Genomic DNA, 12665 nt, shown 5'->3' with positions numbered 1-12665 from the left:
GAGGTACAGGTGGCGGCCTGCGACCAGCACCAGTCGGTCGCCGGCCGCCACGACTTCGCGCGGTAGGTCCGTGCCATCCGGGGCCGCCGGAGGTGCGCTGGACGGCGTCCCCGGCCGCTCGCCGCCACTCGCAGGGCTCCCTCTCAAGCGCTCCATACGGTAGGCGCCTAGACTGCTAGCGCCCATGAACGACTCTGACGCGCTGCCCATCCACCATGTCCTGCCGGAGCTGCTCGCCACGCTGGAGGGGCACGGCGCCGCGGTCCTGACCGCCCCGCCCGGCACCGGCAAGACCACGGTCGTGCCGCTGGCGCTGGCCGCGACCGGCATGCGGGTGCTGGTGGCCGAGCCGCGGCGGCTGGCGGTGCGCGCGGCGGCCCGCCGGATGGGCGTGAGCTACACCATCCGCGGTGAGCGCCACGCGGGCGCGAACCGCATGGTCGAGGTCGTCACGACCGGTGTGCTGCTCCAGCGGCTCCAGCGGGACCAGGAGCTGGCCGGGGTGGACGCGGTCATGCTGGACGAGTGCCACGAGCGGCACCTGGACGCGGACACGGCGCTGGCGTTCCTGCTCGACGTGCGCGACACGCTGCGGCCCGACCTGCGCCTCATCGCGACCTCCGCGACCGCCGACGCCGCGCCGTGGTCCCGCCTGCTCGGCGGCCCCGTGGTGGCGGCGACCGGCGCCACGTACCCAGTGGAAACGGTGTGGGCGCCGCCACCGCGCCCCGTCGCCCCGCCGCACGGACTGCGCGTCGATCCTGCGTTCCTGTCCCACGTGGCCGCGGTGGTGCGGCGGGCGCTGGCCGAACGCGACGGCGACGTGCTGTGCTTCCTGCCGGGCGTGGGCGAGATCGCCAAGGTGGCCGGGATGCTGGACGGCGTGGCAGTCCTCCAGGTCCACGGCCAGGCCCCGGCCCACGTCCAGGACGCCGTCCTGGCGCCCGGCTCGGCTCGCAGGGTGGTCCTGGCCACCTCGGTCGCCGAGTCGAGCCTGACCGTTCCCGGCGTCCGGGTGGTCGTGGACTCGGGACTGGCGCGCGAGCCGCGTACCGACCACGCCCGCGGCCTCGGCTCCCTCACCACGGTCCGGGTCTCGAAGGCCGCGGCCGGCCAGCGCGCGGGGCGGGCCGGACGGGAGGCGGCGGGCACGGTGTACCGGTGCTGGGCGACGGCCGAGCACGAACGCCTCGCCGACCACCCGCGCCCGGAGATCGCGCTCGCCGACCTGACCGGGTTCGCGTTGCAGGCGGCCTGCTGGGGCGCGCCGGACGCCTCCGGGCTCGCGCTGCTGGACCCGCCGCCGGCCGCCGCGATGTCCGCTGCCACGCGCACCCTGGAGGCGCTCGGCGCGCTCGACGGCGTCCATGTGACCGAGCGCGGGCGGCGGATGGCGCTCGCCGGCGTGCACCCTCGACTGGCCCGGGCGCTGCTCAACCTCGGCCCGCGCGCCGCTGAGGTGGTGGCCCTCCTGTCCGAGCAGCTACCGCGTGACGCGGGCGACGACCTCGTGGAGATCTGGCGCACGGCCCGCCGCGGCGGCACCGGCTTCGCCGCCCGCTGGCGCCAGGAGGTCCAGCGCCTGCGCAGGACGGCGGCCGACGCCTCTGCCGGGCCAAGGGCGCCCGGCGACACCCCGGCCGGGCGGAGAGCGCTGGACAACGCCCCGGATGGACCAAGGGCGCTGGACGATGCCCTGGCCGGGATGGCGGTGGCGCTGGCGTTCCCGGAGCGGGTGGCGCGCCGTCGCGGCGGCGGTTACCTCATGGCGTCCGGCACCCAGGCGCAGCTCGCCGAGGGCTCCAAGCTGCAGACCGCGCGATGGCTGGCCATCGCGGTCGCCGACCGCCCCACCGGATCGGCGTCGGCCCGCATCAGGCAGGCGGTGGTGATCGACGAGGACATCGCCAGGCTGGCCCACCCCGCGACCACCGAGGACGAGGTCGAGTGGCGCGTCCCACCAGGTGAACGCCGCGGCGACGTGTCCGCCCGCACGGTCGAGCGCCTGGGCGCCATCGAGCTGTCGTCGACCCCGCTCAAGGACGCCGACGTCCGCCCGGCCATCTTGTACGGCCTCCGCACGGAAGACCTCCTGACCTGGACGAAACAGGCCAAGGACCTCAAGGACCGCCTGGCCTTCTGCCACCGCGCGATCGGCCACCCGTGGCCCTCGATGGACTCGCTCATCGACCTGGCCGACCAGTGGCTCGAACCCGAGCTCTCCAGGGCCCGCCGCCGCGCCGACCTGGAGCGCATCGACGTGGCGCAGGCGCTGAGACGCCTGATCCCGTGGAGCGAACGCCTGGAGACGACGGCCCCCGAGCGCATCGAGGTGCCGAGCGGCTCCCACATCCGCGTGGACTACTCGGGCGAGCAGCCGGTGCTGGCGGTGAAGCTGCAGGAGCTGTTCGGCTGGCAGGAGACGCCGAAGATCGCGGGCGTGCCCGTGCTGGTGCACCTGCTCTCACCGGCCGGCCGCCCGGTGGCGGTCACCGCGGATCTGGCGTCGTTCTGGCGCGAGGGCTACCGTTCCGTACGTGCGGAACTACGCGGCCGCTACCCCAAGCACCCCTGGCCGGAAGACCCCCTGACCGCCACGCCCACGAATCGGACCCGTCGATGAGCATCAGCGCCCTGGCCGCCCGCGACAACGCCGAGTGGTGCGACGCCATGTGCCGCGCGCACGGCCTCCCCGGCGCCTTCACCCAGCGGGCCTGGACCAACCCCGCCAGAACGCCGGTTCTCTACCCGGACGCCGTCACCCTCACCCCCGACGCGACGGCAGCGGACGTCCTCGACCACATCGACACGGACTCCGGCGCCTCCGTCAAGGACAGCTTCGCCACCCTCGACCTGCCCGGCTTCGACGTCCTCTTCGAGGCCCAATGGATCCACCACCCGGCGCCGGGTACGCGACCGTCGCGCGCCCCGATCTCCTGGGAGGTCGTACGCGACGCCGCCACGCTGGCCGGCTGGGAGCAGGCGTGCTTCGCCGGCGGCATGACCGGCCTGTTCCTGCCCGCGCTCCTCGGCGAGGTGACGATCCTCTGCGGCCGGATCGAGGGCGACATCGTCTGCGGCTCCGTGCTCACCCCGCGCGACCAGGTCGTCGGGGTCTCCAACGTGTACGCCTCCGGCTGCGACCTGGACTCCTCCTGGGCGGGCACCGTGACCATGGCGGCGCGGCTCTTCCCCGGCCGCCCGCTGGTCGGTTACGAGAGCGACCCGAACGACGCCGTGCAGCACGGCTTCACCACGGCAGGCCCGCTCCGGGTGTGGATCAAGGGCTAGAGCAGGTCCTCCAGGGTCGGGTTCGCCAGCGGGCGGAACGTCTCCGTGCCGACCCCCACGTCCTTGAAGCCGCTGGACGTGGCGATGCAGACGACCGGCCCGTCGAAGTCGCGCCGCAGCCGCCGGTACCCGGCGAGCCCCGCCGTGCCCGACAACTCCTGCCACAGGCCCTGTCGTGCCAGGTCCCGCTGAGCCCGCCGCATCTCCTCGTCCGTCACCAGCACCGCCTCTCCGCCGCTCTCCCGCACGGCCCGCACGCCCCGGTGCCCACCGACCGGCGCCGCGATGCTGTACGCGTCGCTGTGCCCCAGTTCGCGGGGCTCGACGATCGCGGCCGGCACGCCGGTGGCCAGCGCCCGCGCGTGCGGCCCGCCCGCGGCCGTCTCGCAGGAGAACATCTGCGGCGTGGAGGCGGCCAGCCCGAGCAGCCGCAGCTCCGTGAAGCCCTTCCACACCCCATAGAGCAGCTCGGCGTAGCCGGTGGGCGCGAAGACCGCCGCCGGGACTTTCCCCAGCTGCAGGAACAGCTCGTACGCGATCGTCTTGTACCCCTCGGGCCCGAACGGGTGCCCGGTGTGTGTGACGGTCTGGTTGCTGACCGGGTGGTAGCCGAGCCGGTCCACGACCTCCCGCAGCAGTGGCCACCGCGTCTCGACCGGCACGGACACGACGCGGGCCCCGTACGCACGGGCGAACGCCTGCACGGCCGGCGGCGACTCTGCCGAGGTCAGCACGATCGCGGGCAGCCCCGCCCGCGCGGCATACGCGGCGGCCGACGCCCCATGGTTGCCGGACGAGGCCACGACCACGCCGGGCGCGCCCGCGGCGACGGCGGCACTGACCGTGACCCGGTTCAGCCGGTCCTTGTGCGACCAGGTCGGGTTCCGTGACTCATCCTTGACGTGGATCCCGTCGAACTCCACCAGCGGCGTCCCGCCCTCCCCCAGCGTGGGCGCCTCCAGGGGCGGCAGCAGCGGCGACCATCGCGCGATGTCGGTCCCGGGCTCCTGGTCGAAGAGCCGCGTGTCCACCCGCGCGTAGTCGTACACGACTTCCAACGGGTAGGCGATCTCGTCGGTGCTGGTCTTGGGGCATCCCCGCGTCAACGGCGGGAAGAGCGGGAACGCGGCCGAGGGGTCGCCGATCGAGCGCTGGCCGACGGCGAGGGACGTGCGGTTCATGCGTTCCCACCCTACTCTCGCCACGACGTGCGAAAAGCTGCACACTCTAGACATGTTGTGGGCAGGCAGGACCGCCATCGAAATCGCCGCCGCCGTCCGGCACGGCGATGTCTCGGCCACGACCGTCGTCGAGGAGCACCTTCACGTCATCTCCGCGCGCGATCCCCAGATAGGCGCGTTCCGGCTGGTCAGGCAGCAGGCTGTGGAGGAGGCGCAGGCTCTGGGGAAACGCCGCGACCTGGCGGAGCTGCCACTCGCGGGCGTCCCCGTGGCCGTCAAGGACAACCTGGAGGTGGCGGGCGAGGCCATGCGCGGGGGATCCGCCGGGACCGCCGACGTGCCCGCGCCCGAGGACCACGAGACGGTCGCGCGCCTGCGGGCGGCCGGCGCGGTGATCGTCGGCCTGACCAACCTGCCGGAGCTGGGGCTGGCCGCGTTCGGCGACAGCGCGTACGGCATCGTGCGCAACCCCTGGAACCCGTCGCGTACGGCCGGCGGCTCGTCATCGGGCAGCGCGGCGGCGGTGGCGGCGGGCATGGTGCCGATCGCGCTCGGCAACGACGGCCTGGGCTCGCTGCGCATCCCGGCCGCGGCCTGCGGCGTGCTGGCCATCAAGCCGGGCACCGGCCTGGTGCCGCCGCCCGCCGACGACTGGGACCGGCTGACCGAGAACGGCCCGCTGGCCACGTCCGCGTCCGACCTGGCGCTGGTGCTGTCCGTGCTGGCCGCCGACCCGGCGCTGGCGGAGGCCTGGCGTGGCGGCCAGCGGGTCGAGCCGCGGCCGTCGATGCTGCGCTCGGTGTGGGCGGACGACGACGAGGTGTGGGAGCCGCAGCCGCCGCAGGACAGCCCGGAGCCGTTCGACCTGCGGGTGGCGTACGTCGCTCAGCCGCTGCCCGTCGGCCTGCCGGTGGACAGGGAGTTTCAGGCCGCGGTACGCGCGGCGGCGGAGACGTTGCGCGTGGCCGGGCACACGGTGGTCGAGCGCACGCACCGGTTGCCTGCCTGGCTCGGCCCCGCCACGATCGCGACCTGGCTCGTCAGGTCCGCCGCGTCGGCGGAGGGCCTGGACCGGCGGCGGCTGGAGCACCGTACGAGGTCGCTGGCCCGAGCTGGGCGGGCGCTGGCCGCGCTGCGGCTGGACGGCGTGCGCGGGCGCGAGCGCTGGAGCGCTTACGGGGCCGACCAGTGGCTGGGTGACGCGGACGTACTGGTCCTGCCGGTGCTGAGCACCATCCCGCCCAGGGCCGAGCGCATGGGCGACCGAGGGTTCCTCCGCAACGTCGTGGCCAACGTCAGGTTCGCCCCCGCCGCCGGCCCCTGGAACATGTGCGGCTGGCCCGCGGTCACCGTCCCCATCGCCACGCACTCCAGCGCGCTGCCGATCGGGGTCCAGATCGTCGCCCCGCCCGGCGGCGAGCCGCACCTGCTCGGCCTGGCGGCGCAGCTCCAGGCGGCCCACCCGCTCGTGAGGCCGCCCGGCTACCACTGAGAACCCCCAAGGGCTCAGACCCCGACCGGATGCCAGACCGTCTTGGTCTCCAGGAAGCGCGTCATCCGCGTGATCCCGGGGTCGGCGCCCCAGTCCTCGCGCGCGGGCCGCAGCACGCGTTTGAGGTTTTCCGCCGCCGCCTGCTCGCACCGCAGTGCCAGGTCGGCGTCCGCCACCCCGGTCAGGTCCAGGCCGTTGACGTCCATGTGCGCCGCCAGCCAGGGAGCCAGCTCGGCCTGCTGCCCGGTGAGGATGTTCACGACCCCGCCGGGCAGGTCGGAGGTGGCCAGCACCTCCGCCAGCGTGATCGCGGCGAGCGGCGACGGCTCGGAGGCCACCACCACGCACGTGTTGCCGGTGACGATCACCGGCGCGACCACCGACACCAGCCCGAGCAGCGGATCGGCGGGGGCGACGATGGCGACCACGCCGGTCGGCTCGGGCGAGGACAGGTTGAAGTACGGTCCCGCCACCGGATTGGCCGCCCCGCGCACCGAGGCGATCTTGTCGGACCACCCCGCGTACCAGACCAGCCGGTCGACCGTGGCGTCCACCGCCTCCAGCGCCGCCTTCTTGCCGCCTCCCAGCTCCTCCGCGAACTGGGCGCGACGGCCCTCCAGCATTTCGGCGACCCGGTAGAGGATCTGCCCCCGGTTGTAGGGGGTGGCCCCGGACCAGCCGGGGAACGCCTTGCGCGCGGCCACCACGGCGTCGCGGGCGTCCTTGCGCGAGGCTCGCGAGGCGTTGGCGAGGAGGTCGCCCTTGGCCGAGGTCACGGGGTAGGACCTCCCACTCTCAGAGCGCGGGAACGCCCCTCCGATGTAGAGCTTGTAGGTCTTTCTGACGGACAACCTACTCATCGCCCCGCCCTCTCCACGTGGACTCCTGCGACATCTGGACCGGCACGAAGACCTGGCCGCACCGGCTCACGCCGCAGCGGTGGGCGTACCAGCCGGTGCGGACGGGCCGGCCGGCGCGGGCGAAGTCGTGGCCGCGGGTGGCCTGCGCGCGCCGCTTCGCGCGACGGGCGCGGCGGTGCTCACACATCAAGGTACGCCTCCAGCCCCAGCAGCCCGCCCTCGCGGCCGTACCCGGACTCCTTGTAGCCGCCGAAGGGAGAGGTCGGGTCGAACTTGTTGAACGTGTTGGCCCAGACGACCCCGGCCCGCAGCTTGTCGGCCATCCACAGGATGCGCGAGCCCTTCTCGGTCCAGATCCCGGCCGACAGCCCGTACGGCGTGTTGTTGGCCTTCTCGACGGCCTCGGCCGGGGTGCGGAAGGTCAGCACGGACAGCACCGGGCCGAAGATCTCGTCCCTGGCGATGGTGTGCGACTGCGCGACCCCGGTGAAGACCGTCGGCGGGAACCAGAAGCCGCGCTCGGGCAGCTCGCACGCGGGCGACCAGCGCTCGGCGCCCTCCGACTCCCCGATCTCGGACAGCTCGCGGATCTTCGCCAGCTGGTCGGCGGAGTTGATCGCGCCGATGTCGGTGTTCTTGTCCAGCGGGTCGCCCACGCGCAGCGTGCCCATCCGGCGCTTGAGCGCCTCCAGCAGCTCTTCCTGGATCGACTCCTGCACCAGCAGCCGGGAGCCCGCGCAGCAGACGTGGCCCTGGTTGAAGAAGATGCCGTTGACGATGCCCTCGACGGCCTGGTCGATGGCGGCGTCCTCGAACACGATGTTCGCCGCCTTGCCGCCCAGCTCCAGGGTCAGCTTCTTGCCGGTGCCCGCCACGGTGCGGGCGATGATCCGGCCGACCTCGGTGGAGCCGGTGAAGGCAACCTTGTTGACGTCGGGGTGCGCGACCACGGCCGCGCCGGTCTCCCCCGCGCCGGTCACGATGTTGACCACGCCCGGCGGCAGGTCGGCCTGCCGGCAGATGTCGGCGAACAGCAGCGCGGTCAGCGGCGTCGTCTCGGCCGGCTTGAGCACCACCGTGTTGCCGCAGGCCAGCGCGGGCGCGATCTTCCAGGCCAGCATGAGCAGCGGGAAGTTCCACGGGATGACCTGCCCGGCCACACCGAGGGGTTTGGTCCCGAACCCGGCGTATTCCAGCTTGTCGGCCCAGCCCGCGTAGTAGAAGAAGTGCGCCGCGACCAGCGGCAGGTCCACGTCACGCGACTCGCGGATCGGCTTGCCGTTGTCCAGCGACTCCAGCACGGCCAGCTCGCGGGCCCGCTCCTGGATGATGCGGGCGATGCGGAACAGGTATTTCGCCCGCTCGGCCCCGGGCAGCGCGCTCCAGACCCCGAACGCCTTGCGCGCGGCCTGCACGGCGCGGTCCACGTCGTCGGACGACGCGGTCGCGACCTCGGCCAGCGGCTCCTCGGTCGCCGGATTGATCGTCTTGAACGACTCGCCCGAGCCGTCGGTGAACTCGCCGTTGATGAACAGCCCGTACGACGGCTTGATGTCGACGACATCGCGTGACTCGGGCGCGGGTGCGTACTCGAAGATCGGCATCGGCTAGTCCAGAGTGAAGTAGTCGGGGCCGGCGTACCGTCCGGTGGCCAGCTTCTGCCGCTGCATCAGCAGGTCGTTGAGCAGCGAGGACGCGCCGAGCCTGAACCAGTCGGGCGTCAGCCAGTCGTCCCCGGCGGTCTCGTTGACCAGCACCAAATTCTTGATCGCATCCTTCGTCGTACGGATCCCGCCGGCCGGCTTGACGCCCACCTGCCGCCCCGTCGCGGCGCGGAAGTCCCGCACCGCCTCCAGCATGATCAGCGTCACCGGCAGCGTCGCCGCGGGGGACACCTTGCCCGTCGAGGTCTTGATGAAGTCGGCTCCCGCCAGCATCGCCAGCCAGGAGGCCCGCCGCACGTTGTCGTAGGTCGCCAGCTCGCCGGTCTCCAGGATCACCTTCAGGTGGGCGGGGCCGCACGCGGCCTTGACCGCCACGATCTCCTCGAAGACCTTCAGGTAGTCGCCGGACAGGAACGCGCCGCGATCGATCACCATGTCGATCTCGTCCGCGCCGGCGGCGACCGCGAGCGCGGTGTCGCTCACTTTGACCTCCAGCGACGAGCGCCCGCTGGGGAAGGCGGTGGCGACCGAGGCCACCTTCACCCCCGACCCGCGCACTGCCTCGGCGGCCACGGCGACCAGATCGGGATAGACGCAGACGGCAGCGACCTTGGGGGCGCCGCTGCCGGGGCGCACGGCCTTCGTGCACATCGCGCGCACCTTGCCGGCCGTGTCGGCGCCCTCCAGCGTGGTCAGATCGACCATGGAGATCGCCAGGTCGATGGCCTGGGCCTTGGCGGTGGTCTTGATGGATCGGGTGCCGAGCGTCGCCGCCCGCTGGTCGGCGCCAACCCGGTCCACCCCGGGCAAGCCGTGCAGGAATGCCCGCAGTGTCGCGCCTGAGGCAGCGACGTCCGCGAGCGAAGTCGTCATAGTTGACACCTTCACAGCATCGCCGACCAGTGCCTCACCCTCCAAACTGACCACCTTAGGCCCGTCGGGGCGCAGGTCCTAGGGATGCCGCACGCCTCCGGCGCCCAGAGATAAGGCATCCACCCGATGTGGCGTACCGGGCCTTAGCCCGAGTCTTAAAGGTGTCAGGAAGAAGCACGACATGTCAGGAGACATGAGATGAGTCCCGAGATCGAGTACGAGCTCATGAAGAACCACGCGAACGAGCTGCGCAGGGCGGCGGCCGAGCACCGGCGCGTACGTGAGGCGGAGCGGACCAACAAGTCCGAGCGCCGTTCCTTCTTCGGCAAGCGCCGTTCCGCATGAGCACCCCACGAGAGCCCGGCCACATCCTCCCTCGTGGCCGGGCCTCTGCGCCCCCATAACCCCCTAAATAGCGTCGAAAGCGATGGAGGGGCATGACATGCTTGATGACATGCGGGGACGTTCGGTCAGTCCCGTCTTCGTCGGGCGGGAAGAGGAGCTGGCGGCTCTCTCTGAAAGTTTCGACGAGGCACGAAAAGGCACGGTGACGGCGGTCCTGCTCGGAGGCGAAGCCGGAGTCGGCAAGACCAGGCTCGTGCAGCTCTTCGCCGAACGCTGCGCCGCAGACGGCGCCCACGTGCTGTTCGGCGGCTGCGTGGAGCTGTCCACCGAAGGTCTGGCCTACGCGCCCTTCACCGCGGTGCTCCGGCAGCTCGTCAGGGAGCAAGGACCGGCCGCGGTCGCCGCGCTGCTGCCGGAGGGCGCCGAGCGCGATCTCGCCCGGCTGCTGCCCGAGTTCGGCGAGCCCAGCGGCGACGGCGAGACCGACACGGGGCGCGCCCGGCTCTTCGAGCAGGTCCTCACTCTGCTCGAACGGCTCGCCGACAGCCGCCCCACCGTCCTCCTCATCGAGGACATCCATTGGGCCGACCGGTCGAGCCGCGACCTCATCGCCTTCCTCAGCCGCAACCTGCACATCCCGCAGGTGCTGATCGTCATGACCTATCGCTCCGACGATCTGCACCGCCAGCATCCGCTCCGGCCGGTGCTGGCCGAGCTGGGCCGGGTGCACGGCGTGCACCGGCTGGACCTGCCGCGCCTGTCGAGGGACGAGGTCGCCCAGCAGATGACCGGGATCCTCGGCCGGGTCCCCGAATACGCCAGCGTCGAGCAGGTCTACGAGCGCAGCGAGGGCATCCCGCTGTTCGTCGAGGCCATGCTGGAGAGCGGCGAGGTCTGCGGGTTCCCCGAGTCCATGCAGGACCTGATCCTCAGCGCCGTCGAACGGCTGCCCGAGGAGACCCAGCGCGTGCTGCGCATCGCCGCGGCCGGCGGCATCCGGGTCGGCCACGCGCTGCTGGCCGCCGTGAGCGGCCTGTCCGACGTCGAGCTGGAGACCGCACTGCGCCCCGCCATCGCGGGCAACGTCCTTCAGGTGGCCGACAACCGCGCGTACGTCTTCCGGCACTCCCTGATCCGCGAGGCCGTGCACGAGGAGCTGCTGCCCGGCGAGCACCAGCGCCTGCACGCCCGATACGCCGAGGAGATCTCCAAGGACCGCACGCTGGTCCCGATGGGCCGCGCCCCGGTCGAGCTGGCCCACCACTGGTACGGCGCCCGCAACGACCTCTGGGCGCTGATCTCCGCGTGGGAGGCCGCGCAGAAGTCTTTCACAACGTTCGCCTACACCGAGGCCGTGCCGCTGCTCGAACGTGTCCTCATGCTCTGGGACCGGGTGCCCGACGCGGCCGAGCGCATCGGCGCCGACCACACCGCCGTGCTGGAACGGGCCTCCGAGGCCGCGAACGCCGTCCATGACGTGGACAAGGGCATGAAGTTCGTCAAGGCCGCCCTGTCCGAACTGGACGAGACCAGGGAGCCCGGCCGCGTGGCGCAGCTGATCGTGCGGCGGGTGGCGTTCAAGAACTCCAAGGGCCAGATGGGCGTCATCGAGGAACTCAGGCACGCCCTGCGGCTCGTCCCCGAGCACACGCAGGACCGGGCCGAGGTCATCACCACGCTGAGCCGCCACCTCATGCTGCGCGGCGAGATCGCCGAGGCGAGCGAGCTCATCGCCGAGGGCCTGCGCCTGGTCAGAGAGCTCGGCGACCGGTGCCTCGAGGCCGACCTGCTGATGAACCTCGCGCTCGGCCACTCGCTCAACGGCGAACTGGAGTCCACGATCGTGGTCAACGAGCAGGCGCTGGAGCTCGGCCGCCAGGAGGGCTCAGGCCGGGTGATGACCAGGGCCATCGGCAACACCATCGACGCGCTGATCGACATGGGCCGCGCGGACGAGGCTGTGCAGATGTCGGAGCAGGGTTGGGAGATCGCCAAGAAGTACGGCAGGCTGCGCGGCAGCGGCCTGTTCATCAAGAACAACTGGGCCGAGGCGCTGGAGTCGCTGGGCCGCTGGGACGAGGCCGTCGAGATCGTCGAGGGCGCGCTCAGCCACGGTCCCGCCCTGCGCAACAGGTACGCCCTGTTGCGTGTCCGCGCCGACATCGCCCTGGCCAGGGGCGAGCTGCAACTGGTCGAGAGCATCCTGTCGGAGGTCGGGGTGCTCAAGGACCGGCCGGAGGAGTTCGTCCAGGACATCACCAGCAACGCGCGCCTGCGCATCGGCTGGCACCTGCTCCGGGGCGAGCCGGGCGCCGCGCTCAAGGTGGCTGAGCAGGTGCTCGCGCGGCCCCGCCAGTCGAGCAAGGCCATGCTGGGGTGGCGGCTGCTCGCCCTGCTGCGGACGATCTGCGACGCCGCCGAGGACGCCGAGCCGGAACGCGCCGCGGCGGTACGCGCGCACGCCGCCGAAGTGGCGGCCGAGCTGTCGGTCATCGGGCCGGTTGTGGAGGCGTACCGGCTGTCGTACACCGGCGACTTCGACGCCGCCGCGGCCGCCTGGGAGCGGCTCAAGCGCCCGCACAACCAGGCCAAGGCCCTGCTGCGGGCAGCGGCCGCGGCGGCGCGGAGCGGCGACCGTGAGGGGGCGGCGGCCCGGCTCAAGGTGGCGCTGCCGCTCGCCCAGGCGCTGCGGGCGACCCCGCTGGTGGACGAGATCGAGGCCCTGTCGCGCCGGGTGGGCGGCGTCCAGCAGGAGCAGTCGGAGCTTCTCACGCCGCGCGAGCTGGAGGTGCTGCGGCTGGTCACCCAGGGCAGAACCAACCGGGACATCGCCGCCGAGCTGTTCATCTCGGCCAAGACGGTGAGCGTGCACGTGTCCAACATCCTGGCCAAGCTCGGAGTCACGACGCGCGGCGAGGCCGCCGCGGCCGCACACCGGCTTTCGCTCCTCTCCCGGTAG

General features: G+C 72.5%; 10 protein-coding genes. 5 read left to right on the top strand and 5 right to left on the bottom strand.

Features of this window, described 5'->3' with window-relative positions:
• Nucleotides 1-184 precede the first annotated feature (184 nt).
• Together hrpB and ACTMTI_RS25180 are read left to right on the top strand one after the other, a co-directional pair.
• Nucleotides 185-2623 carry an ATP-dependent helicase HrpB gene (gene hrpB / locus ACTMTI_RS25185; protein ID WP_441122965.1) on the top strand — a complete coding sequence of 813 codons (2439 nt, stop codon included), beginning with the start codon at nucleotides 185-187 and terminating at the stop codon, nucleotides 2621-2623.
• Nucleotides 2620-3291, top strand: coding sequence for a hypothetical protein (locus ACTMTI_RS25180; protein ID WP_441122964.1), 672 nt, complete (start codon nucleotides 2620-2622; stop codon nucleotides 3289-3291). Before hrpB ends, ACTMTI_RS25180 begins: the two co-directional genes overlap by 4 nt.
• On the opposite strand, the gene ACTMTI_RS25175 is transcribed toward ACTMTI_RS25180, so the two are convergent.
• Nucleotides 3288-4472, bottom strand: coding sequence for a threonine synthase (locus tag ACTMTI_RS25175; protein WP_441122963.1), 1185 nt, complete (start codon nucleotides 4470-4472; stop codon nucleotides 3288-3290). The genes ACTMTI_RS25180 and ACTMTI_RS25175 overlap by 4 nt on opposite strands.
• A gap of 52 nt (nucleotides 4473-4524) precedes the next feature.
• On the opposite strand from ACTMTI_RS25175, the gene ACTMTI_RS25170 reads away from it, so the two are divergent.
• Nucleotides 4525-5964 (top strand): amidase, encoded by a 1440-nt coding sequence (locus ACTMTI_RS25170; RefSeq protein ID WP_441122962.1) that lies wholly within the window; start codon nucleotides 4525-4527, stop codon nucleotides 5962-5964.
• 14 nt (nucleotides 5965-5978) lie between these two features.
• Here the strand turns inward: ACTMTI_RS25170 and ACTMTI_RS25165 are convergent, their stop codons facing one another.
• Genes ACTMTI_RS25165 through deoC form a run of 4 tightly spaced genes read right to left on the bottom strand, consistent with a single transcriptional unit; the run spans nucleotide 5979 to nucleotide 9361 of the window.
• A complete protein-coding gene (locus ACTMTI_RS25165; RefSeq protein ID WP_441122961.1) occupies nucleotides 5979-6824 on the bottom strand; it encodes an aldehyde dehydrogenase family protein in 846 nt (281 codons plus the stop codon).
• A complete protein-coding gene (locus tag ACTMTI_RS25160; protein WP_441122960.1) occupies nucleotides 6817-7011 on the bottom strand; it encodes a hypothetical protein in 195 nt (64 codons plus the stop codon). Before ACTMTI_RS25160 ends, ACTMTI_RS25165 begins: the two co-directional genes overlap by 8 nt.
• On the bottom strand, nucleotides 7004-8428 hold the full coding sequence (locus ACTMTI_RS25155) for an aldehyde dehydrogenase family protein (RefSeq protein WP_441122959.1): 1425 nt from the start codon (nucleotides 8426-8428) through the stop codon (nucleotides 7004-7006). The genes ACTMTI_RS25160 and ACTMTI_RS25155 overlap by 8 nt, the downstream gene beginning before the upstream one ends.
• 3 nt (nucleotides 8429-8431) lie before the next feature.
• Nucleotides 8432-9361 carry a deoxyribose-phosphate aldolase gene (deoC, locus tag ACTMTI_RS25150; protein WP_441122958.1) on the bottom strand — a complete coding sequence of 310 codons (930 nt, stop codon included), beginning with the start codon at nucleotides 9359-9361 and terminating at the stop codon, nucleotides 8432-8434.
• A 198-nt stretch (nucleotides 9362-9559) separates the two neighbouring features.
• Between deoC and ACTMTI_RS25145 the strand changes: the two genes are divergently transcribed.
• A complete protein-coding gene (locus tag ACTMTI_RS25145; RefSeq protein ID WP_441122957.1) occupies nucleotides 9560-9706 on the top strand; it encodes a hypothetical protein in 147 nt (48 codons plus the stop codon).
• A 109-nt stretch (nucleotides 9707-9815) separates the two neighbouring features.
• The gene (locus ACTMTI_RS25140; RefSeq protein ID WP_441122956.1) at nucleotides 9816-12665 is read left to right on the top strand and encodes an ATP-binding protein; all 2850 of its coding nucleotides are present in this window, start codon (nucleotides 9816-9818) and stop codon (nucleotides 12663-12665) included.

It is taken from the genome of Nonomuraea sp. H19, from assembly GCF_052068215.1.
Lineage (GTDB): Bacteria > Actinomycetota > Actinomycetes > Streptosporangiales > Streptosporangiaceae > Nonomuraea.
Note: the sequence above shows the minus strand (reverse complement) of the source record. Positions and strands in the feature narration are given on the sequence as shown.